This window comes from Ideonella sp. FW305-24 (genome assembly GCF_058788035.1).
The window spans coordinates 236,808-256,860 of record NZ_JBYTAI010000008.1 but is presented as its reverse complement, the minus strand read 5'-3'; the positions used below and the strand labels follow the sequence as shown (position 1 = coordinate 256,860).

Below are 20,053 nucleotides of genomic sequence, written 5' to 3'. Positions count from 1 at the left end.
CTCAAGCCCCCTGCTTGGCCTGGCTGACCGGGCTGGCGGCCGGCAGCGGCGGGCCCAGGTACTCGGCACAGTAGCGACTCAGCATCACGTCCAGCGTGTAGTCGGCCTGGTATTTGCGTCGGCTGTGTTCACCATGCGCGCGGCACAGCGCAGGCTGCTCGATGTAGCGCCGCATCGCGCTGGCGAACGCGCCGGCGTCGCCTTGCCCGATCAGCTCGCCGTTGCGGCCGGACTCGATCAGCTCCGAGACACCGCCCACGTCGCTGGCAATCACCGGACGGCCGCAGGCCATGGCTTCGATGATGCTGCGCGGCAAACCTTCCCAGTGGCTGCACAGCACGAATACGTCATGCTCGGTCAGCTGCGCGGCAAAGTTGTCGACCACGCCGCGGAAGTGGATCGTGCCGTCGGGCAGCCCGGCCATCAGCTGCCGCACCTGGGCCTCCTGCGAGCCGTTGCCGAAGATGTGCAGCTCGAAACGCAGGCCGGCATCGGTCAGCTGCCGGCAGGCGGCGGCCAGCGTCACGTAGTCCTTCTGGGTCTCGAAGCGCGCGGCAGTCACGAAGCGCAGCGGGCGGCTGCCACTGGCCGCGTCCGACAGCGCGCCGCTGTCGTCAATGCCGTTCATGCCGTTCGGGATGGTCATCAGCTTGTCGGCACCGACACCGATGCGCCGGTACTCGTTGAAGTCGAAGCGGCAGACGCAGATGATGCGCGCCGGCAACCAGGCCAGCAGCCGCTCCAGCCGCTCGTAGAGCTTGTAGCCGCTGTTCTGCGGGGTGTTGACGAAGGGCACGCCGTGGGCGACGTAGTAGGCCCGGCGCAGCGTCAGCATGGCCGCCACGCGGCCCAGCGCGCCGATCTTCGCGGTGTGCCAGGAGGTGACCTGCGGGCGCTCCTTGATCAGCAGCCACATCAGCTGCAGCAGCACCAGCACATCGCGCAGCGGGCGCAGCTCGCGGTGCAGCTGTGGCAACTCGTGGACCTTGAAGCCGGCCTGGCGCAGCCGCTCGTTGGCGGGGCCCTGGCCGCCCAGCACATAGACCACCTCGGCGCCACGGGCACGGAAGGCCTCGCCGGTCTGGCAGATGTGGGTGAAGGACCCGGACAGCGTGGTGTCCGAGCGTGTCATGCCGATCAGCACTTTCATTGTGTTTTCTCCCTGTCGTGCGTGAATGAGGCTTCAGGACCAACCGGCGGCGCCGGCTGCACCGGCACTGCCCGCGGCCTCGACCAGCCGCGGGTACAGCGCCTCGTAGCGCTGCACCACCCGCGGCATGGCAAACACTTCGTCGACCAGCCGGGCCGAGGCCGCCTGGGCCCGACCCAGACCTTCGGCGTCCAGCAGCGGCAGCGCACGGCGCATGGCCGCGGCCAACGCAGCTGCGTCGAAAGCAGTGGCCAGCTGGCCATTGACGCCGTCGACGATGGCCTCGGCCGCGCCGCTGACCGGCGTGGAGACCATCGGCTTGCCCAGCACCAGGGCCTCCAGCAGGGAGTTGGAGAAGCCCTCGGCCCGAGAAGCGTTGACGAACACATCGAAGCGCTGCACAAAGGCCACGGCCTGCGGCAGCGCACCATGGAACACCACTCGCGCGGCGAGGGGCCCCAGCGCCGCGGCGGCAGTGCGCGCGGCCGGCAGGCCAGCGCCATCCCCGACGATGTGCAGCTTGCTGCCAGGCGGCAGCTCGGGCACCAATGCGGCAAACGCAGCGATCAGCACGTCCACGCGTTTGATCTCTTCGATGCGGCCGTGATAGAAAAACTGTGGCCCGTCGGACAACGCACCCGCAGCACCGGACTCTGGCGCTGGCTGCGCCAGGCTGACCGGCACCCCATTCGGAATACGCAGCACGTCCTGGCAGCCGAACTCGCGCAGGTTGCGCTCGATGACAGCCGAGATCGCGACGAACAAGGGCCGCTGGCGCAGCACGAAGCGCGTCATCGGCTTGCCGACCAGCGCCTTGCGCTGCAGGCAGCGCAGGTCCATCTCGTCTTCGGAGTTGCCGATCTTGATCAGCACCGGCTTGCCCAACAGCCGGCCCAGGCAGGTGCCGACAAAGGCGCCAAACTTGCCCTGGTGGCAATGCACCACGTCGATGCTGCGGCGGTGCCGCCAGCCCCAGGCCATCACGGCCAGCCACCACCACAGCGAGAACAACAGCCAGCGACCGAGCAGATCCGGCGCCGCCGGCACCCACAGCCGGTGCACCGCGACGGCGGCCTCCTGGCTCAGGCCACGCGCGGCCCACTGCTGGGTCGAGGTCAGCACCTGCACCTGCTGGCCGTGGGCCGCCAGGCCAGTGGCCACGCGTTGGCATTGCTTCTCGGCGCCGCCAAACACATCGGGCATGTACTGGCAGGTCAGCATCAGCACCTGGGTCATGCGGGTCCCTCCCTGCCAGCCAGCCGGCTGCGCACCGGCTCAGGCACGGCCGCCATCAGTTCGGCAATGAAACGCGCTTGCAGCGCAAATTCGTGTGCGCTGTCGCGGCCCACGGTCGAGACGCGAACAATCATGCCGTCGGCAATCAGGCCTTGCAGGCCGTAGTGGTAGAGCGCCAGCTTGCGCTGCATGGCGCCAACGACCAAGCGCTGGCCAATCACGATCCAGTAGCTGACGGGCTCGAAGCGCTGCGCGTTCAGCACGGTTTCCAAACGCTGAACCGGCAAGATGACCGACGGCCGCGCGCCATCCGTCCACAGCACATCACCCTTCGAGCGGCGCTGGATGCGAAAGCCCTGCGCCGGGTAGCAGACCTCAGGCTCGTGCAGCGCGGAGCCGCGGCGCTGGTCCTCGCCATAGGCCACCGAGAGCATCACGCGCTGGCCTGCGCCGTCCAGGTACACACGGCTCAGCGTCTGGCTGTAGATCTGGTCGATGAAGGCCTGCTGTTCGGGGTTGACCACCAGCACCGCTCCTTGAGGATCCAGCCGCCACCCGGCAAATCGCTCCGGCACGTCATGCGCCAGGTCCAGTCGGCCAATGCGCCCGATCAGCGGCAGGCGCGGCGTGGTTTGCGTCGCCACCCAGGCCGCACCCGCCATCAGCCCGGCGGCCAGCACCGCCCGGCGCACCGGATCAGCCTCGCGCCCCGGCAAGGGTGGCACCGGCGGCAGGCTGGTCGCGCCGCTCATCGCTTCGCCCCGTGCGCCAGGGACAGCCGGCGCAGGCCGCTGTCCACGGCGATGATCAGCAACAAGGCCGTGAGGAACAGCAGCAGGCCGGAGAACTGGTGCAGGAAGCCCTGCCCTGCGGCATCGCCCAGGTGATAGGTGATCAGGCACAGCGCCGCAACCCGGACCACGTTGGCCGTGAAGCTGACCGGCACCACCAGGATGGCCAGCGCGACATTGCGCAGGGCCGAAGAATGCCGCACCACATTCAGGTACAGCAATCCCAAGGCTTCCAGCGTGAACAGCGACTGGATGCCGGCGCAGGCATCAGCCACAAGCAACTGGTACTGCCCGATCTGCAGGACCACGCCGGTGCGCGCGATGGGATAGCCCAGGCTGCGCAGCAGCCATTCGGCGACGGCCGAAACAGCAGCCTTCATCGGCTGAGTCAGCAGGTCGACCCAGCTGTCAGGCAACGGCACGACAAACAGCAGGAAGAACAGCGGAAAGACCACCGCACGCAACCCGGCACCGCCTTGCTGCAGCAGCACACAGGCGGCCACCATCGGGATCAGCGAGCCGATCTCGAACACGTAGGTCGATTGCGAGCGACCCAGCACGTAGAGCAGCAAGCCCGCCACCAGCAGCAGCCAGCCCGCGAACAGGGCGGGCCGGCGCCCGTCCGGCGCATTCAGCGCCGGCCACTGGCGCCAGAACAGCCAGCCGACCACCAGCAGCACCAGGGGGCCATGGCCTTGCCGGTCGGTGCGCCAAAGGTCACGTGCGAGCTCCAGCATTGCAGGCACATACATCACCGCCAGTCCCAATGCCAGCCAGCACCAGGCCCACGCAGCTGCGCCGGAACGCAGCGGTCGAGAGGGGCTCAGCACCGAGCTCATCAGGCTGTGCACCCGCTCAGCGATCGTTCATCACCACGCCGGTCAGCGTGGTGTTGGCGGCACTCAGCAAGGCGCTCAGTTCCTGCAACGTGGCCACCTGGCTGGCATGCTTGCGCGCCAGCACCAGCGCCTGTCCGCAGCGGGCCGAGATCACCAGCGCGTCGGCGCCATATTCAGCGGCCGGCGTATCGACGATGACATGGTCGAAGCGCTGCTGCAGCTCGTGCATCAGCAAACCGAAGGCCGGGCGCTCCAGCAGCTCCAGCGGATTCGGCGGACGGGTGCCGGCCGGGCAGACAAACAGGTCCGGCACGCCGGGCACCGGCTTGATCACCGTGTCGCCATGCCGGCCGGACAGCAGACCCGACAGGCCCAGGTCGTTGGGCACACCGAACACCTCGTGCAGCCGCGGGCCGCGAAGGTCGGCGTCGACCACCAGCGTGCGCTGGCCCAGCTGGCTCAGCGCCACCGCCAGGTTGGCGCAAAAATAGGTCTTGCCATCGTCTGAATTGGGGCTGACCACGGCCAGCGCGCGCCGGCGCGTGCGCACCGGCCCTTCGGCGTTGCCCAGGCGCAGCTGCAGTTGCGAGCGGATCATGCGGAAGGCCTCGGCCTGGTGGCCAAACGGCTGGTTCAGTGCGACCAGCTCGGGGCTGAGGCGCTGGCTCTCTGCGCTGCCGTAGGCATAGTTGAACTGCAGCGAAAGTGCACGCAGCACGTCGTCGTGGGACACCAGGCCCAGCTCGATGGCGGCCTCGCCGAACCGCAGGCCGTTCTGGCGCTGATGGTGGCCGACCTTTTCGATCTGTTCGGGCGACAGCTGGCGCAGCTCCGCGAGGATCTCGCCCAGGGTTCGCGTGCCGTCGACATGGCTGTGCGGCGGCATGCCGTCTTCGACACCCTGCGGCATGGGCCTGGCCGACTTGGCTCGGGGGGCGAGGATGTCCTGCAAATTCATCGAATCGCTCCTTGGCTTCAACGGCGGGCCGGGGCCAGCGCACGGCCGGTGACCACGCGCTGCTTGAGTTGTTGGGCGTTCAGCTTGGGGTTGCGCGGCGTCGGCAGCACACCCAGCATCGGCAGGCCCAGCGCCTGCACCAGATCACCGGAACCGCGCACCCGGCGGTCGCGCAGCTCGGCCACCAGCGTGGCAAGCGCCGCGAAGAACAGGCCGGCAAAGAACGAGGCCAGCAGGTTGATCAGCAAGCGCGGCGACGAGGCGTACATCGGTGCGACGGCCGGGCTCAGCGGGTTGACGTTGGACTGCTGGGCATGGCTTTCCAGCGTCGTCTGCGTCTGCCGGCCAGCCAGCGCGTCATAGGCGCGCTGCGTGTTGTCGACGTCGCGCTGCAGCACACCCATGGTGTCCCGGGTCTGCTTGAGCGACAGCACCTTGGCGCGCTGCTGGTCCAGCTGGGTGCGCAGGTCGGCAACCCGCGCGGCATTGATGTTGGCGGTCACGCCCACGCTGCCGGTGACACGCGCCGTTTCGCTGGCCAGCCGGCTGCGCAGCTCGGCAACCTGCGCCTGCGCCTGCTGCACCTGCGGATGATTGGCGCCCAGCCGGGTGCTGAGTTCCTTCAGGCTGCCCTCGGCACGGCCCAGGTCCATCTTCAGGCTGGACACAACCGGGTTGGTCAAGGTCTCGGCAAGCTGATCGGAATGACCGCCGCGCACCTGGGCCTGCCGGCTCTGGCTTTCGGACGACAGCGTCTGCAGCGCCACCAGCTGGCTGCTGAGTTCATTGAGCCGGATGGTCTCGACGTCGATGCGCTCGTCGCTGCCAATCACGCCATGCTCACGCTGGAAGTCGCTCAGCTTGGCCTGCGCCGCCTCCAGCGCATTGCGCGCATCCTTGCTGCGCTGGTCGAAGAAGTCGCTGTACTGGCGGGCCGGGTTGACGCGCAACTCCAGCGTGGTCTGCATGTAGGCCTGCACATAGGCATTCGCCATCGCCGCGGCGAAGTCGGGATCGGCCGCTTCATAGCTGACGAACATCACGTTGCTCTCGCGGCTCGGGCGCACGTCCAGCGACAGCGCCAGCACGCGGGCCAGCCAGTCTTCCACCGTGCCAACGCCGTTGGTCGACGAGACCCAGGCCGCACGCAGCGCCGGGTTCTGCGCCAGCTTCAGGTTCTGGATCACGCGCCGCGTCACGCGGTCGCTCTGCACGATGTCAACCTGCGTGGCCATCATCGTGGCGTTCACGCCGCCACCATCCACCATGCCGGTCAACGGATCAGGCTTGACGTCCATCACGATGCTGGCGACGGCCGTGTACTTCTTGGTCATCAACAGCGTCACGGCCAGCGCCAGCAGCACGGTGGTCGCGAACACCGCGAGCGCGAGCTTCCAGCGGCCTCGCAACACGGCAATGAACTGGGTCAGGGTGAGGGTCATGGTGCTTGCGTCTCCGCTCAGAACAGGCTTTCGCGCACGTAGATCACATCGCCGTCGCGCAGCGCGTCGTCCATGCCGGGCTCGACCACCGCGGTATGACCGTCCGCCGCGCGGCGGTGCAGGCGAATGCCCTTGTCCGTGCCGCGCAGCGTCAAGCCGCCGCCGGCCGCCAGGCCTTGCAGCAGCGTCATGCCACGTTCGAGCCGCAACATGCCGGGCTTTTGCACCTGGCCGTAGATGAAGAAGACCGGCGCACGGTCGACGAAGATCACGTCATTGCCCTGCAGCACGATGTCGTCGGGCCGCTGCTCGCCGCTGAAGACCTGCGGCAGGTCGACCAGCTTGCGGAAGGCCTTGCCGTCCCGGCTGCCGACCACGGTGATCTGGTCACTGCCCAGCGCCGGCATGATGCCGCCGGCCAGCGCCAGCACATCGCTGAGCCGGGTTTGCGCGGTTTCCAGTGCGTAGCGGCCAGGCCGCTGCACCTGGCCCAACACGCTGACCTGGCTGCCGCGCGCCGTCAGCAAGAGCACGCTGACCTGGGGGTTCTTGACGAATTCGCCCTTGCGCAACCCGTCAGCGATCACTCGCTCGGACTCACCGACGGTCAGCCCGCCAAGTTTCAGCGTGCCCAGCAAGGGGTAGGAAATCAGCCCGTTGTCGGACAGCCGGGTTTCCATCGTCAGGTCCGGATTCTGGTAGACCAGCACGCGCACCAGGTCACCGCCGCCCAGCCGGTATTCGGCCAGCGGCGCGGCTGGCGTGGTCACCGCAGCGCCAGGCGAAACGCCCACCGCGGCTGCCGCGCCCTGGGCCCAGCCGGAGGCAGGCGAGGCGGACATCAGCAAGGCCGCCGCGGCCATCGCGGCCGCAGCCTTGCAGCGGGTTCGCATGCGCTGCCATGCGGCCAGCAGCGCTGCGCCACGGGGCAGCACGGCGGCAGCCATGTCACAGGAGGAAACAGGTACAACAATCATGGCAATCCCAGGCCTTTTTTCAGCTGCCCATCGTCAAGTGCGGTGCCGGAGGCGGCGGCTGCAGCGGGCTCCGCCTGGGCCACCGTCTTCACCGGACCGGCACCCGCAAACGGCCCCTGGTATTCCAGCTTCGCGGTACCGCGCAGCCGCTTGACCTCGGCCAGCGCCGCCAGGCGCTTGTGTTCGTTGACCAGCGCCTGCTCGATCACCGGCCGGGCCTGGTCCAGTGCCACCGGCGAGGACTGGCGCGCCGTGACGAACCAGACATGCGCCCCGCCGTTGGCCGCCTGGACAGCGCCGTGGCCGGCCGGCAGTGCGGCGAGTTGCGGCACGAGATCCAGTGGCAGGGTCTCTGCCGCCTGGGTCGACTGGGTGGATGCGTGCGCCAGCGACTGGCTGGCCGCCCAACTGGCGACGGCCTCCACGCCCTTGCCTTCCTGCGCCTTGGCCTGCAGCTCGGGCAGGCGGGCTTCTGGCAGCGCAACGTCCATTTGCACCAGCGTGTAAATCTGGCGCTCGGCAAACAGCTCGGGATGGGCCTGGTAGTAGGCCTGGACCTCGGTGGCATTCGGCGCGCCAACACCGCCGATGATGCGTTCGATGTAGGCACGGGCGATCACGTCGCGCCTGGCGGCCTCGATGGCGGCCACCACGGCCGGCTCGCGGTCGACCTTCTGGTCCAGCGCCTGCTGCAGCGCCAGCTCCTGGTCGATCAGCCGCTCCAGCACCTCCCGGCTGGCAGCCTGGACCTGCTCGGGCCCCAACTGTCGGCTTTGGGCCAGTTGCTGATTGATCTGATGCACAGTGATGTCGCGTTCATTGACGCGCACGGCGACCTGGGTGGCACCCGAGGACTCACTGCTGCGGCCGCAACCCGCCAGCATTGCGGCGGCCGCGAGGCCGACCAGCAAGCCGGCCGCTGCCGGCCTGGTACTGCTTCTTGACATGACACTCCCATCTGGCGAGATCGCCGGTACGGGGTCTTGTCCAGGACCCGGACGCCGCGCTCTGCAGGCGCTTGACGGACCGGGGGCAAACCTGAACCTCACCCCACCACCAAGGGCGGGAGGCACGGCCGACCCCTGACAGTCGACCCCGCAACCCACACCACACACCATCGAACCCGCCCTGCGCAACATGCGCTGGCCGGACCCAAAGGGCGATTAACTCGGGGTAAGCCCTGAGCAAGAAGCATGCGCAGCTGTGGTGCAGACGTGAAAAAGGCCGCCCGGGCATGGCCCGGGCGGCCTCATGAGAAAACACGTTTTTCAGTGAATCGCCGGCTCGCTCACCTGCCGCGCATCGCTGCGAACAAAGACCCTGCTGCCTTCACTGGCAGCCAGCGACGCTGCTGGCGTCGAAGCTGTAGGCATAGGCCTTCTGCACACCGTTCTTGGTGTACTGCATCAGCATTGGCGAGACGCCTGACGGCACCTTCGAAGGCGTCTCGATGCGCGGGTGGTCGAAGTTCAGGCCGTTGTCGGTGGTGGCCTGCGGATGGGTCATGCGGTCGGTGCAGACGAAGCTGCCCTTGGCGCCGCGCGAGGCCGACTGGTAGAGCCGCGGCATCGAGCCGGCATTGACCACCAGCGCCACTTGCGAGCCGCCCATCCAGCTCATCTGCGGGTAGCCCGCGTTGATGCTGTCACTGGTCAGCTGGGTGGCGGGCACGGACCAGGCCAGCACGTTGGCAGCAGCGTTGTAGCGCAGGTAGAACGGGAAGCCCGCATTGACGAAGGCCAGGTGCATGTAGCCCTGGTCATCGGTGGCCAGGCTGAAGTGGCTGGCCATCGGGTCGGTGTCGACATTGTTCGGGTCGCCCGGGTCCAGCGTCTGCTGCGCCTGCCACGGATCCTGCGGTGTGCCGCCAGCCGGGCGTTGCTGCCAGAAGATGCCTTCGCGAACCGAATACACCACGCCAATGCCATTCGGTGTCAGCACCAGGCGGGCGCTGCGCTGCGGTGAATCCAGTGTCGACAGCGCGTCCTGCGGGCCGAAGGTGACGCCGGTGTTGACCCAGGTGTTGCCACCAGCGACGCGGTAGTAGAGCACCAGCACCGAGGTGCCGGTGACGTTGTCCTGCTCGACGAAGGAGACCCAGAAGTTGCCGGCACGATCCTGCACCAGGCTGGGATTGGTGGCACCGGCGGAGCCGCCGGGCGTCTTGGGTCGCACGGTCTGGCCAGGGCCCTTCATCTGCCAGGCCTGCGTCGTCGGGTCGTACTTCAGCGGGGCAAACAGGATCTCGTCGGACGAGCCGGAATAGACCACCGACAGGACGCCGTTGCTCAGCGAACCATCCGACGTGCTCTTGGCCCCGGTGCCCGCCAGCGAAAGTGCCGCCGTCCAGGTGATGCCATCGGTGCTGTTGTAGAGCTGCAGCGAGTCGCCGCTGGTCTGCGCACCGCGGTTGGCCAGCAGGTGGTAGACGCCGTCATCGGTGATCCACATGTGCTCCTGGTGACGGTAGGAGATCAGGCGCTGGTTGGTGCCCGACAGCGAGCTCACGGTCGGCGAGATGACACCGGCCCAGGCCGGCGCCATGCTGGCCAGCGAGCCCAGCACGCCGGCCACCAGCGCAAACGCTGCCAGGCCGGCCACACGGCGCGAAAACGCCGACCACGGGTGCGAAAAACGGTACTGCATCACGAGCAACTTCCTCCTGGAGCAACAAAACTCTGCTGCGGCATGCGCCGCGGCCCACCGGATTTCCTTTGCCCAAGCCCTGAAGCCGGCTTCACTTTGCCGGCAGCACGCCGAACACGAGACAGCGCCAGGCTGCAAGCAAGTGAAAAGTGACGGGCCGGCGCAACGAGCCTGACAGCGGCGTGACAGGCAGCAGGCCGCCCGGTGGATGCGCGGCCTGATCAGAGTTCGATGATGCCCCGCCGCAGCGCGATCGTCACGGCATGCGTGCGGTCCACTGCGCCCAATTTGGCAAGAATGCCCTTCATGTGGGCCTTGATCGTGTCTTCCGTCACGGTAAGCAAACTCGCCACCCGCTTGTTGGAGCCGCCCTGGGCGACCAGTCGCAGGACCTCGATCTCACGCGGACTGAGTGCCTCGTCCAGCAGATGCTCGGCCAGTTCGGCGGCGATTTCCGACGGAACCAGGCGCCGGCCGGCATGCACCTGGCGAATGCCCTCCACCAGCTCCTTGCGCAGCATGCTCTTGAGCAGGTACCCGCTCACGCCGGCCTGCAGGGCACGGCGGATCTGCACATCACCCTTGTAGGTCGTCAACGCGACAATGCGGGCATGCGGCCACTCGGCGCGGATCGCAAGCGTTGCCTCCACACCGCCCATCAGCGGCATCTGCAGGTCCATCAGCGTGACATCGGGCCGGTGCAGCCGGAAGGCCTCGACGGCCTCCCGGCCATTGCCCGCCTCGGCCACCACCTGCAGGTCCGGCTGCTGCGCCAGCATGCTGGCAATGCCCTCGCGCAGCAGCGCGTGGTCGTCCACCGTCAGCACCCGGATCGGGGGCGGCGGTTCGGCGGGGCGAGGCGCTTCGGTGGTCATGCGTGAGGGAGTCAGAGATCGGAAGTGTCGTCGGATCGGGTCGGTCCATCGCCAGCGGCATGCCACCAGCGCCGCAAATGCTGCCACGGCCCGGCGCTGCGGCGCTGCCATTCCAGGCGCAGCGTCGTGCCCTGGCCAGGCGCGCTCTGCAGCGACAGCCGTGCACCCAGCCGGGCCGCGCGCTCGCGCTGGCCAGCCAGGCCCCAATGGCCGGGCCGGCCGCCAGCGGCCAGCCATTCCGGCGGCAGGCCGCGGCCATCGTCCTGCACCTCCAGCAAAAGCTGTTGCGCGCCTTGCGCAAACGTCAGCTGCACGCGGCTGGCCGCGGCATGGTGGAAGGCATTCAGCAAGGCCTCGCGGGCGATCAGCCACAGCTCCTCCTGCTCGGCCGGCGCCAGCTGCACCGGCACGCCGCTGCGCCGCAGTTCAAACAGCACGCCGTGCTCCTGCGCCAGTTGCTCGCCCAAGGCCTGCAGCCGCTGGTCCAGCGCCGGCCCGGGCTCGCCTGGCGAGCGCAGCGCACCGACCCGGTCCCGCCCTTCGACCAGCACCTGCTCGGCCAGGTCCAGCGCCCGTGTCAGGCCCGCGCGCTCACGGGTGTCTTCGGGCAAGCGGTCGGCCGCGGACTGGAAGCGCAGCAGCAGGCCCTGCACGCTTTGCAGCAGCGTGTCGTGCAGCTCGCGGGCAATGCGCTCGCGCTCCAGCAAGCGAGCCTGGTGGCGCTCGTTCAGGCGCCGCGTGAGACTGCGCATGCGCAGCCGGAAAGCCCAGGCCAGCAGGCCCAGCGCCACCGGCACGCACATCAGCGGAAACCACCAGGTCTGGTAGAAAGCCGGCAGGATGCGCAGCGACAGCGCCGCGCCCTGCGGACTCCACACGCCGTCCTCATTGGCCGCCAGCACCTCGAAGCGGTAGCGGCCAGGGCCGAGGTTGGTGTAGTAGGCCGCGCGGCGCGTGCCGCCGTCCTGCCAGTCGCTGTCCACGCCTTGCAGCCGATAGCGAAAGCGCACCCGCTCCGGCATCGACAGACTCAGGCCCGCGTAGTGAATCTCCAGGCTGCGCGTGCCCACCGCCAGCTGCAGGCCGTCCTGCAGCGGCTGCGGCTGGCCGTCGGCCACCAGTGCCTGCAAACGGACCGGCGGCGGCAGCGGATTGCGTGCAATGCGCCTGGGGTCCAGCCAGACCACGCTGTTGGTGGTCGCGAACCACAAGCGCCCGTCGCTGCCTTTCACCGCCGAGGGAATCGGCCGCAGCTGCGAAGGTGCGCCGTCCAGCCCGTCGTGGTAGTCGAAGCGCTCGAAGGTGACCGCATGCGCCGGCTGCTGCAGCGCCACGGCCAACTCGGCCGGCGCAATGTGCAGGATGCCGGACGCGCTGTTCAACCACAGGCCGCCATCGCCACCCAGCACCAAGCCGGAGACCCCCATCAGCGCCTCGCCAGCCAGCTGCAGCGCATGGAAGCGCTGGCCGTCGAACCAGGCCACGCCCTGCTCGCCGGCAATCCACAGGCGCTCGCTGCTGCCGTCCAGCGCCAGCGGCGAGCCCAGGCTCAGCCCGTCGGCCTCGGTGAAATGCCGGGCCTCGCGCGGCTCGCCGGGCGACAGCCGCACCAGGTGGTTGGCATTGAAAGCCAGCCATTGCGCGCCCTGGCGGTCCAGCCCGATGGCCAGCGGGTAGACAAAGTCGACACCAGCCGGCAGCGGCTGGCGCGTCCAGCGTTCGGCACCAGCGGAGGCCTTGGCATCGTTGCCGCTCTCGCGGCGGAACATGCCTTCGCGCATCACCGACAGCCACAGCCTCCCCTGCGCGTCTTCGCCGATGGCCTGCAGCGGATTGCCTGCTGCGGACGGCGGCAAGGGCACCGGCTCAACCCGGCTGCCGCGCGCCCGCCACAGCCCGGTGGCCCCGCCCAGCCAGACCTCGCCATTGCGCGCCCGGTAGGCCGCGGTGATGCGCGGGCCCAGCGTGGGTTGCCGCACAAAGCCAGGGCTGGTGCCGCCGGTGGGCAGCAGCAGCGCCGAAGGACCGGTCACGCTGCCGGCCCAGACCTTGCCGCCCTCGCCCGCGGCCAGGCTGAACCACAGCGACTGCGGCGGCAGCAGCACCCGCGTCAGCTTGTTGCGCCGGAAGCGGTCCAGCCCGCCGGTGGTCGCCACCCAGACCGTGCCCTCGCGGTCCTCCAGCATGCTCATCACCAGTTCGCCGCTCAGCCCCTGCGAGGGCTTGAACCATTGCGCGGTCTCCGCGTCCGGCAGGCCCAGGTAGCCGCCGGTGGGCATCTGCAGCGGCGCGACCACCCGCGCCAGGCCGCTGCGCGCGCCCAGCCACAGCGTGCCGTCGCGGTCGAACATCAGCGTGCTCAGGTCGCCCGGGCCGGGTTCGATCGCCACGCGCGCCGGCAGCGAAGGCGACAGCGCAGGCGGCTGGCCTGGCGCCACCGGCGCCGCGGTCAGCGGCCACACGCCACGCGTGCCATTCGTCGCCCACACGGCGCCCTGCGGGCCCAGTGCCAGCTGGCCGTGGCCCTGCGAATCGCCGCAGCGGGCAAAGCGCGCCGCGCCTCGCGGCAGGCAATGGCCCGCGTCGTCCGCCAGCGCCCAGACGCCATCGGACCCGTCCACCATCACCGCATAAAACGGCAGGTCCGGCAGGCCCTGCGCCGCGCCCAGCGTCTGCCAGCGCTCGCCCAGCTGGCGCGCCAGCCCGTGGGCCGTGGCCACCCAGAGGCTGCCGTCCGCCTGCTGCGCCAGCCCGGTCACGGTGCCGGTCGGCAGGCCTTGCGCCGGGCCCACGTGCTGCAGGCGCCCGTCCTGCCAGTGGCTCAGCCCGCCGTAGCGGTAGCCGATCCACAAGCCACCATCGCGCGAGGCCAGCAGCGAGGCCACGCTTTGCGACACCAGGGCCTGGCCGGGGCCGGCCGCGAAGCGCTCGAAATGCACGCCGTCGAAACGGAACAGCCCGGTGGCCGAGCCCAGCCAGAGGTAGCCGTCGGCCGTCTGCGCCAGGCTGTTGACTTCGGACGGCGCGCCGTCGCGGGTCAGCCACGCGCTGTGGTGGAACTGGGCCAGGTCCAGCATGGCCGGCAGCGCCAGCACGCGGCCCGGCAGCCCGGCCAGCAAGGCCGCGACCAGCACCATCCATCGCCACGCCATGGCAGGCCTGCGCGCTCGCGCCATCATCGTGCTGCCATCCGCTCCAGGAAAGAAAAACCACCGGGCTGCGGGGCAGGCGGCCCGGGCACTGCTGCGGCCGATTGTGGCAGCAGGCCGCCATCCGGCCGGTCCGGCGTGTGCGGTCGGATTACACGAAAGGGTAGCCCCCGGGCTGCACGATCCGGGCTGGCTCCGTGGCGGCCGCGTTCCTAAACTGATTCCACACTCCCTCAACCCACGGAAACCGCCCATGCCCTCGAAGTTGTCCACCTCCCGGCTGCTGGCCACCCTCGCCACGCTGCTGCCCGCACTGGCCCTGCCGCTGGCTTCGCAAGCCGCAGACGAAGGCCTGCGCGTGGCCACCTTCAGCAAGAACAGCTCGGGCTGGACCGGCCCTGGCGGCATCGGTGGCGCCAGCTTCATCAACAAGAAGTCCGGCAACGAAGCACCGTCGCTGCAGACCAAGTTCGAGGACTTCGGCATCACCTTCAGCGAGCAAAAGGCCAGCTGGACCGGCGACCTGAAGACCGGCAAGGCCTTCGAGATCGGCCTGGACGTCAACGTGCACGACATCGTGTTCTTCCACGACTCGGTCACGCGCGACCTGGCCGTCGAGATCCGCGACTACGACAACCCGCCCGAAGGCTACCCCTACACCTCCGTCTGGTACATCGTCGGCACGCTGAGCCCGGCCAACAAGGGCTGGCAGCACTACTCGGTGACCGTGGCCGACCCGGCTGCCACCACGCTGCCACAAGGCTGGGGCGGCTACGGCGCCGAAGACCCGGTGACCTACGAGCCCAAGCTGCCGCCAGGCCGCACCTTCGCCAACGTGATTGCCGGGGCCGACGAGATCGTCTTCACCACGCTGATCCCGGGCTGGGTCTACGGCTTCACCTATTTCAACGTCGGCGTGGACAACCTGTTCATCCGCCAGATCACGCCGCAGTGAACGGCACGGGCGGTCGGCGGGCCGCCCTGCAAGCTGTTCGCAGCTTTCCAAGGTAATGAGTCCGCTGGTTCGTCTTCGCGATGAGCCTTGTGGTTGAGCCAGCCGGCGTGGGGCACACTCTGCCCTCCGCCGGGCTGGCTTTTTTTGTGCGCGGCGAACCCTGTTCTCCCGCCCATGGACTTCAAGCAGCTCGAATATTTCGTCGCCGTTGCCGAGCACCGCAGCTTCAGCCGCGCCGCCGTGTCGCTGGACATCGCGCAGTCCGCCCTGAGCCGCCAGGTGCGGCTGCTGGAAGTGGAACTGCGCGAAACCTTGCTCAGCCGCAACGGCCGCGGCGTGACCTTGACCGAAGCCGGCGAGCGCCTGTTCCAGCACAGCGTGGGCCTGCTGCAGCAGCTCGCCGCCGCGCGGGCCGACCTGGGCGCCCAGCGCGACGAGCCGGTTGGCCGCATCACCATCGCGCTGCCGCCCAGCATGGGCCGCCAGCTCACGCTGCCGCTGATCGACGCCTTCCAGCGCCAGCTCCCGCGCGCCCGGCTCGCCGTCGTCGAAGGACTGTCCAGCCACATTGCCGAATGGATCGTCTCCGGCCGGGTCGACCTCGGCCTGGTCTACAACCCCGAGCCGCAGCCCGAGCTCGAATTCGAGCCACTGCTCAGCGAGCCGCTGGGTCTGGTCTCGCCCGCCACCGGCCAGCCGCGCCGCAGCACGCCACGCAGCCTGCCGCTGGCCGAGCTGCCGCAGTTCCCGCTGGTGCTGCCCGAGCGTGCCCACGTCATCCGCCGCCTGCTCGAAACCCAGACCCTGCTGGCCGGCCTGAAGCTGCAGGTCGCCTGGGAAGTCTCCAGCGTCGCCGCGCTGATCGACCTGGTCTGCGCCGGCTACGGCCACGCCGTGCTCACGCCCAGCGCCGTGGTGGCCTCCGGCCGCGGCGACCTGCTCACCGTGCGCCCGCTCACGCCCTTGCTCAACAGCGTGCTGTGCCTCACCACCTCGGCCCACAAGCGCCCCAGCGCCCTGACCCGCCAGGCCCGCCAGGTGCTGGCGCAACTCGTCAGCGGCCTGCCGCAGGCCGCAGCGGCCGGATCACTGCCGGGTTGACCCGCTTTTCGGGTGATTGCCGGCTAAAGCCTTTGCGCGCATGGCCGAAGAACTGCCATGAACACGCGCAACCCGGCTTTTTCCCTGCCTATGGACGACCACCGCGGCAGCCGCCAGCACCGCTTCATGGAGTCAGCCGACCTGAACTCGGCTTTTCGTGAAGTGTTCACGCCGCTGCGCACCAACATCCGCCGCGGCATGACGCTGGATGGCCAGCTGTACGCGATCGAGATGGACGGCTGCATTCCCGGCCAGATGCTGGGCACCGAATGGATTCCCCCGGCCACGCGCGGCGTGGACGACGCGGCGATGCTGGCCGATGCGCCGGTGCGCCGCGCGCTGTTCCGCAAGCTGCTGGCCGAACAGCGGCCGGAGAGCCTGTTCGTCTATGTCTGCGAGCATGGCGGCGGCAAGGCCAAGCCGACGCTGTACGTGGAGATCGCCTCGGAAGACGGCTGCTACGCTGCCGAGTACGCGATCATCGACGGCACCGGCTGGCACCGGCGCGAGTTGCTGCATGCGCCCTTCCGCAGGCTGTGCGCCGTGCCCCAGTCCTGATTCAACGATTCAACGGCTGATGGTGCCGCTGCTGATCAGCAGCCGGTGCTCGCCAAATCGCGCCAGGTCCTCCGGGTCGTGCGTGATCATCAGCATCGGCAGCTTGATGCGGTCCAGCAGCGCCTGCAGCTCGTCGCGCATGCGGCCGCGCAGCGCCGGGTCCAGCGCGGAAAAAGGCTCGTCCAGCAGCAAGACCTGCGGCTGATTGACCAGCGCGCGCGCCAGTGCAACGCGTTGGCGCTGGCCGCCCGAGAGCTGATGCGGCCGCTGGCCGGCCATCTCGCCCAACTCGAAGGCTTGCAGCCAATGCTGCACGGCCTCGCTGCCCATGCGGGCGCCGGGATTGAGCCAACCCCTCTGCAGGCCGAAGCCAATGTTCTGTTGCACCGTGAGGTGCGGGAACAGCGCGTAATCCTGAAACAGGTATCCCAATTGGCGGCTGCGCGCGGGCTGGTTGACGCCGGCTGCGGCGTCAAACCAGGTCTGGCCACCAAAGCGGATGTGGCCGCTGTCGGGCTTCATCAGGCCGGCAATGGCCTGCAGCGTCAGGCTCTTGCCGGCGCCCGACGGGCCGTAGAGCACGACGCGCTGCGCGTCGGACTGGAACGCCACATTCAGCTCGAACTGCCGCCCGCCGCCGCTCAAGCGCTTGCGGATCGCCACGTCCCAACGGACTGCCAAACCTTCGCCGCCAGCGGCTTCGATGCGAGCCCCTTCGGGTGGCCGTGCGGGATTCATGTCGCGGCACTCCGCGCCGGCGCCAACCGCCCGGCCAGCAGCAGCGCCGCCACGCAGGTCACCGAGGTGATCAGCACCAGCAGGTTGGCGGTGTCGTCCTGGCCCGCCTGCACGGCTTCATAGATGGCGACCGACAGCGTTTGCGTGCGGCCCGGGATGCTGCCGGCCACCATCAGCGTGGCGCCGAATTCGCCCAAAGCGCGTGCAAACGCCAGCAGCACGCCGGCCAGCACGCCGCGCCAGGCCAGCGGCAGCGTCACGCGGAAAAACACCGCCCATTCGCCCAGGCCCAGCACGCGGGCGGCCTGCTCCAGCTGAGGCTCCACGCCCTCGAAGGCGGCGCGGGCCGATTTCAGGACCAACGGAAAGGCCACCAGGCTGGCGGCCAGCACGGCGCCCTGCCAGGTGAAGATCAGCTGGATGCCGAAGTGCTGGTACAGCCAGCCGCCCAGCCAGCCACGCTTGCCCAGCAGCACCAGCAGGTAATAGCCTAGCACCGTGGGCGGCAGCACCAGCGGCAGCGTCAGCAGTGCGTCCACCAGTTCACGGCCGGGAAAGCGCAGCCGCGCCAGCGCAAAACCCGCCGCCGTGCCCAGCACCAGGTTCAGCGCCGTCGCGCAGCCGGCCACCTTCAGTGACAGCGCAAGGGCGATCCAGGCGGCGTCCACTGCGGCCCTTGATCAGGGTTTCTGGAAGCCATGGCGGGCGAGCACCGCCTGGCCGGCAGGCGACAGCACATGCGCCAGCCACTTGCGTGCGGCATCGGCATTGCCGCTGCCTTCGATCACCGCAATGGGGTAGCTGATGGCGGTTTCGGTCGGCACGGTCAGCACCACCTTGACCTTGTCCTTCTGCACCGCGGCATCGGTCCCGTAGACAAAGCCGGCCTCGGTCTCGCCGCGGGCCACGTAGTCCAGCGCCTGGCGCACGTTCTGCGCGTAGACCGCCTTGGGCTCGACCACTGGCCACAGCCTGGCCGCCTCCAGCGCACCCTTGGCATAGCGCCCGGCCGGCACGCCTTCCGGTTTGCCGAGCGCAATGCGCTTGACTTCAGGCCTGCCCAGGTCGGCCAGTGACTGCAGTGGCAGGCCGCCCTCCAGCGGCGTGATCAGCACCAGGCTGTTGGCGGCGAAGTTGCGCCGGCTGCCCGCTGCCAGCAGCTTCTGCTGCTCGGCCTTGTCCATGGTCTCCTGGTCGGCCGAGGCGAACACGTCCACCGGCGCGCCCTTGGCGATCTGGGCCAGCAAGGCGTCGGACGCGGCGAAGTTGAACAGCAGCTTGGTGCCCGGGTTCTGCGCCTCGAAGCTGGGCGCCAGGTCCTTGAAGGCGTTGCTGAGGCTGGCCGCGGCCGAGACGGTCAGCTCGGCCGCGTGCGTGGCCAGGCTGAGCAGGGCCAGTGCAGCGAACACGCCTTGGCGCAGGGGCTTCAAAGTCCAGGGGAAAGTCATGCTGTGCGGTCCGAGGAAGAAGGCAAGGAAGGCAGCGCAATATATCGCAGTGCACAACGCTCGCCCTGGCGTGGCTCAGCCGGCCATCAGCTTCATCAGCTTGTGGATGTCGGCCTGGCAAGCCTTCAGTGCCTGGATCTCGATGCTGCGGTAAAGCGCAATCACCTCGCGGCCGGTGTCCGTCAACTGGCTGCCGCCGCCGCGCTGGCCGCCCACCGCCGAGCTGACCGCCGGCTGCCGCAGCGCGCGGTTCAGCTCGTCGACCAACAGCCAGGCGCGGCGGTAGGACATGTCCAGCGACTTGGCCGCCGCGGTGATGGAGCCGGTCTCGGCCAGCGCTTCCAGCAAGGCCACCTTGCCCGGGCCCACGCCCACCAGTTCACCCAGCGAAATGCGCATGCGCAGCTTCAGTTCGGGCTTGGACGCGGCGGCTTTGCCGGCTTTTTTCGAGGTGGGCATGGCGGTGGATCATGCAGTGAAAGCCGCTGCATTGGAGCACCGTTGTGCGGGTGCCGGCACCCGCACAGATGCGGCAAGACGCAGCGCTGTTGTGCCTGGGCAGCGGCAATCCGGGCTCCTACGCTGCGCAACATGACAAACACCGACTGGATGCCCTTGCTGACCTACTGCCTGGTGATGTCCGGCACGCCCGGGCCGAACAACGTGATGCTGGCCACGCTGGGCGCCAACCAGGGCTACCGCAGCAGCCTGCCGTTCATCTTCGGCATCAACATGGGCTTGTTCGTGCAGACCGTCCTGTGCGGCCTGGGGCTGGGCAGCCTGCTGCTGGCGCACCCGCGGCTGCATGCGGTGCTGCGGCTGGTGGGCGTGGCCTACCTGCTGTGGCTGGCCTGGCAGCTGGCGCGCACGCGCACCGGTGCGCAGGCCCGCGCCGGCCGGCAGCCGGGCTTCTGGCAGGCGGCCGCGTTCCAGGCAGTCAACCCCAAGAGCTGGATCAAGGCGCTGACGCTGGGCGCCGTCTTCATGCCGGCCGGCATGCCGCCGCTGGCCGGTGCGCTGCTGATCGGGCTGATCGGCTGGGCCATCGGCTTTCCGTGCAACTCGGTGTGGGTGATGTTCGGCGCGGCGATCCGCGGCTTCCTGGCCGACCCACGGCGCCAGCGCGCTTTCAACGCACTGATGGGCCTGACGCTCGCGGTGCTGGCCGTCTCGATGCTGCGGACCTAGAC

At 69.1% G+C, this 20,053-nt stretch carries 19 protein-coding genes; 4 read left to right on the top strand and 15 right to left on the bottom strand.

The window, feature by feature from the left end; genetic code table 11:
- Nucleotide 1: 1 nt before the first annotated feature.
- From AC3WR5_RS21960 to AC3WR5_RS21910, 11 genes are all read right to left on the bottom strand, one after another.
- The gene (locus AC3WR5_RS21960; RefSeq protein WP_492487126.1) at nt 2-1,150 is read right to left on the bottom strand and encodes a glycosyltransferase; all 1,149 of its coding nucleotides are present in this window, start codon (nt 1,148-1,150) and stop codon (nt 2-4) included.
- Nucleotides 1,151-1,183: 33 nt separating this feature from the next.
- Nucleotides 1,184-2,386 (bottom strand): glycosyltransferase family 4 protein, encoded by a 1,203-nt coding sequence (locus tag AC3WR5_RS21955; protein ID WP_492487125.1) that lies wholly within the window; start codon nt 2,384-2,386, stop codon nt 1,184-1,186.
- Entirely contained in the window at nt 2,383-3,138 is a 756-nt protein-coding gene (gene epsI, locus AC3WR5_RS21950; protein ID WP_492487123.1) for an exosortase-associated protein EpsI, B-type, read from the bottom strand. The genes AC3WR5_RS21955 and epsI overlap by 4 nt, the downstream gene beginning before the upstream one ends.
- Nucleotides 3,135-4,016, bottom strand: a complete 882-nt coding sequence (xrtB, locus tag AC3WR5_RS21945) for an exosortase B (protein WP_492487121.1) — start codon at nt 4,014-4,016, stop codon at nt 3,135-3,137. The genes epsI and xrtB overlap by 4 nt, the downstream gene beginning before the upstream one ends.
- 16 nt (nt 4,017-4,032) lie before the next feature.
- A complete protein-coding gene (locus tag AC3WR5_RS21940; protein WP_492487120.1) occupies nt 4,033-4,974 on the bottom strand; it encodes a polysaccharide biosynthesis tyrosine autokinase in 942 nt (313 codons plus the stop codon).
- 17 nt (nt 4,975-4,991) lie between these two features.
- On the bottom strand, nt 4,992-6,416 hold the full coding sequence (epsF, locus tag AC3WR5_RS21935) for a chain length determinant protein EpsF (protein WP_492487119.1): 1,425 nt from the start codon (nt 6,414-6,416) through the stop codon (nt 4,992-4,994).
- 17 nt (nt 6,417-6,433) lie between these two features.
- The gene (gene epsE, locus AC3WR5_RS21930; RefSeq protein ID WP_492487118.1) at nt 6,434-7,363 is read right to left on the bottom strand and encodes a polysaccharide export protein EpsE; all 930 of its coding nucleotides are present in this window, start codon (nt 7,361-7,363) and stop codon (nt 6,434-6,436) included.
- Between the two features lie 26 nt (nt 7,364-7,389).
- Nucleotides 7,390-8,340 carry an EpsD family peptidyl-prolyl cis-trans isomerase gene (locus AC3WR5_RS21925; RefSeq protein ID WP_492487117.1) on the bottom strand — a complete coding sequence of 317 codons (951 nt, stop codon included), beginning with the start codon at nt 8,338-8,340 and terminating at the stop codon, nt 7,390-7,392.
- Between the two features lie 382 nt (nt 8,341-8,722).
- Nucleotides 8,723-10,039 carry a hypothetical protein gene (locus AC3WR5_RS21920; RefSeq protein ID WP_492487116.1) on the bottom strand — a complete coding sequence of 439 codons (1,317 nt, stop codon included), beginning with the start codon at nt 10,037-10,039 and terminating at the stop codon, nt 8,723-8,725.
- Nucleotides 10,040-10,260: 221 nt separating this feature from the next.
- Nucleotides 10,261-10,914 carry a response regulator transcription factor gene (locus AC3WR5_RS21915; protein WP_141288246.1) on the bottom strand — a complete coding sequence of 218 codons (654 nt, stop codon included), beginning with the start codon at nt 10,912-10,914 and terminating at the stop codon, nt 10,261-10,263.
- An 11-nt stretch (nt 10,915-10,925) separates the two neighbouring features.
- Nucleotides 10,926-14,066 (bottom strand): sensor histidine kinase, encoded by a 3,141-nt coding sequence (locus tag AC3WR5_RS21910; protein ID WP_492487115.1) that lies wholly within the window; start codon nt 14,064-14,066, stop codon nt 10,926-10,928.
- A gap of 250 nt (nt 14,067-14,316) precedes the next feature.
- On the opposite strand from AC3WR5_RS21910, the gene AC3WR5_RS21905 reads away from it, so the two are divergent.
- The 3 genes from AC3WR5_RS21905 (at nt 14,317) to AC3WR5_RS21895 (ending at nt 16,677) form a co-directional block, all read left to right on the top strand.
- Entirely contained in the window at nt 14,317-15,018 is a 702-nt protein-coding gene (locus tag AC3WR5_RS21905; protein ID WP_492487114.1) for a PEP-CTERM sorting domain-containing protein, read from the top strand.
- A gap of 174 nt (nt 15,019-15,192) precedes the next feature.
- The gene (locus tag AC3WR5_RS21900) at nt 15,193-16,119 is read left to right on the top strand and encodes a LysR family transcriptional regulator (RefSeq protein WP_492487113.1); all 927 of its coding nucleotides are present in this window, start codon (nt 15,193-15,195) and stop codon (nt 16,117-16,119) included.
- Between the two features lie 57 nt (nt 16,120-16,176).
- A complete protein-coding gene (locus AC3WR5_RS21895; RefSeq protein ID WP_141289744.1) occupies nt 16,177-16,677 on the top strand; it encodes a hypothetical protein in 501 nt (166 codons plus the stop codon).
- A gap of 9 nt (nt 16,678-16,686) precedes the next feature.
- On the opposite strand, the gene AC3WR5_RS21890 is transcribed toward AC3WR5_RS21895, so the two are convergent.
- The 4 genes from AC3WR5_RS21890 to AC3WR5_RS21875 form a co-directional block, all read right to left on the bottom strand.
- Nucleotides 16,687-17,415 (bottom strand): sulfate/molybdate ABC transporter ATP-binding protein, encoded by a 729-nt coding sequence (locus AC3WR5_RS21890; protein WP_492487112.1) that lies wholly within the window; start codon nt 17,413-17,415, stop codon nt 16,687-16,689.
- Complete coding sequence (modB, locus tag AC3WR5_RS21885; RefSeq protein ID WP_492487111.1) at nt 17,412-18,083, bottom strand: molybdate ABC transporter permease subunit; 672 nt, start codon at nt 18,081-18,083, stop codon at nt 17,412-17,414. Before modB ends, AC3WR5_RS21890 begins: the two co-directional genes overlap by 4 nt.
- A 12-nt stretch (nt 18,084-18,095) precedes the next feature.
- Nucleotides 18,096-18,863: a molybdate ABC transporter substrate-binding protein gene (modA, locus tag AC3WR5_RS21880; RefSeq protein ID WP_492487110.1), complete on the bottom strand. Its 768-nt coding sequence runs from the start codon at nt 18,861-18,863 to the stop codon at nt 18,096-18,098.
- 75 nt (nt 18,864-18,938) lie between these two features.
- A complete protein-coding gene (locus AC3WR5_RS21875; protein WP_492487109.1) occupies nt 18,939-19,322 on the bottom strand; it encodes a winged helix-turn-helix domain-containing protein in 384 nt (127 codons plus the stop codon).
- Between the two features lie 132 nt (nt 19,323-19,454).
- On the opposite strand from AC3WR5_RS21875, the gene AC3WR5_RS21870 reads away from it, so the two are divergent.
- Complete coding sequence (locus AC3WR5_RS21870) at nt 19,455-20,051, top strand: LysE family translocator (RefSeq protein WP_492487108.1); 597 nt, start codon at nt 19,455-19,457, stop codon at nt 20,049-20,051.
- The last annotated feature ends 2 nt before the right edge of the window (nt 20,052-20,053 follow it).

Excerpts from the sequence above, each read along its gene's own strand:
- AC3WR5_RS21960 (WP_492487126.1), bottom strand. The coding sequence starts at position 1,150 with ATGAAAGTGCTGATCGGCATGACACGCTCGGACACCACGCTGTCCGGG.
- AC3WR5_RS21955 (WP_492487125.1), bottom strand. The coding sequence starts at position 2,386 with ATGACCCAGGTGCTGATGCTGACCTGCCAGTACATGCCCGATGTGTTT.
- epsI (WP_492487123.1), bottom strand. The coding sequence starts at position 3,138 with ATGAGCGGCGCGACCAGCCTGCCGCCGGTGCCACCCTTGCCGGGGCGC.
- xrtB (WP_492487121.1), bottom strand. The coding sequence starts at position 4,016 with ATGAGCTCGGTGCTGAGCCCCTCTCGACCGCTGCGTTCCGGCGCAGCT.
- AC3WR5_RS21940 (WP_492487120.1), bottom strand. The coding sequence starts at position 4,974 with ATGAATTTGCAGGACATCCTCGCCCCCCGAGCCAAGTCGGCCAGGCCC.
- epsF (WP_492487119.1), bottom strand. The coding sequence starts at position 6,416 with ATGACCCTCACCCTGACCCAGTTCATTGCCGTGTTGCGAGGCCGCTGG.
- epsE (WP_492487118.1), bottom strand. The coding sequence starts at position 7,363 with ATGGCTGCCGCCGTGCTGCCCCGTGGCGCAGCGCTGCTGGCCGCATGG.
- AC3WR5_RS21925 (WP_492487117.1), bottom strand. The coding sequence starts at position 8,340 with ATGTCAAGAAGCAGTACCAGGCCGGCAGCGGCCGGCTTGCTGGTCGGC.
- AC3WR5_RS21920 (WP_492487116.1), bottom strand. The coding sequence starts at position 10,039 with ATGCAGTACCGTTTTTCGCACCCGTGGTCGGCGTTTTCGCGCCGTGTG.
- AC3WR5_RS21915 (WP_141288246.1), bottom strand. The coding sequence starts at position 10,914 with ATGACCACCGAAGCGCCTCGCCCCGCCGAACCGCCGCCCCCGATCCGG.
- AC3WR5_RS21910 (WP_492487115.1), bottom strand. The coding sequence starts at position 14,066 with ATGGCGTGGCGATGGATGGTGCTGGTCGCGGCCTTGCTGGCCGGGCTG.
- AC3WR5_RS21905 (WP_492487114.1), top strand. The coding sequence starts at position 14,317 with ATGCCCTCGAAGTTGTCCACCTCCCGGCTGCTGGCCACCCTCGCCACG.
- AC3WR5_RS21900 (WP_492487113.1), top strand. The coding sequence starts at position 15,193 with ATGGACTTCAAGCAGCTCGAATATTTCGTCGCCGTTGCCGAGCACCGC.
- AC3WR5_RS21895 (WP_141289744.1), top strand. The coding sequence starts at position 16,177 with ATGAACACGCGCAACCCGGCTTTTTCCCTGCCTATGGACGACCACCGC.
- AC3WR5_RS21890 (WP_492487112.1), bottom strand. The coding sequence starts at position 17,415 with ATGAATCCCGCACGGCCACCCGAAGGGGCTCGCATCGAAGCCGCTGGC.
- modA (WP_492487110.1), bottom strand. The coding sequence starts at position 18,863 with ATGACTTTCCCCTGGACTTTGAAGCCCCTGCGCCAAGGCGTGTTCGCT.
- AC3WR5_RS21875 (WP_492487109.1), bottom strand. The coding sequence starts at position 19,322 with ATGCCCACCTCGAAAAAAGCCGGCAAAGCCGCCGCGTCCAAGCCCGAA.
- AC3WR5_RS21870 (WP_492487108.1), top strand. The coding sequence starts at position 19,455 with ATGACAAACACCGACTGGATGCCCTTGCTGACCTACTGCCTGGTGATG.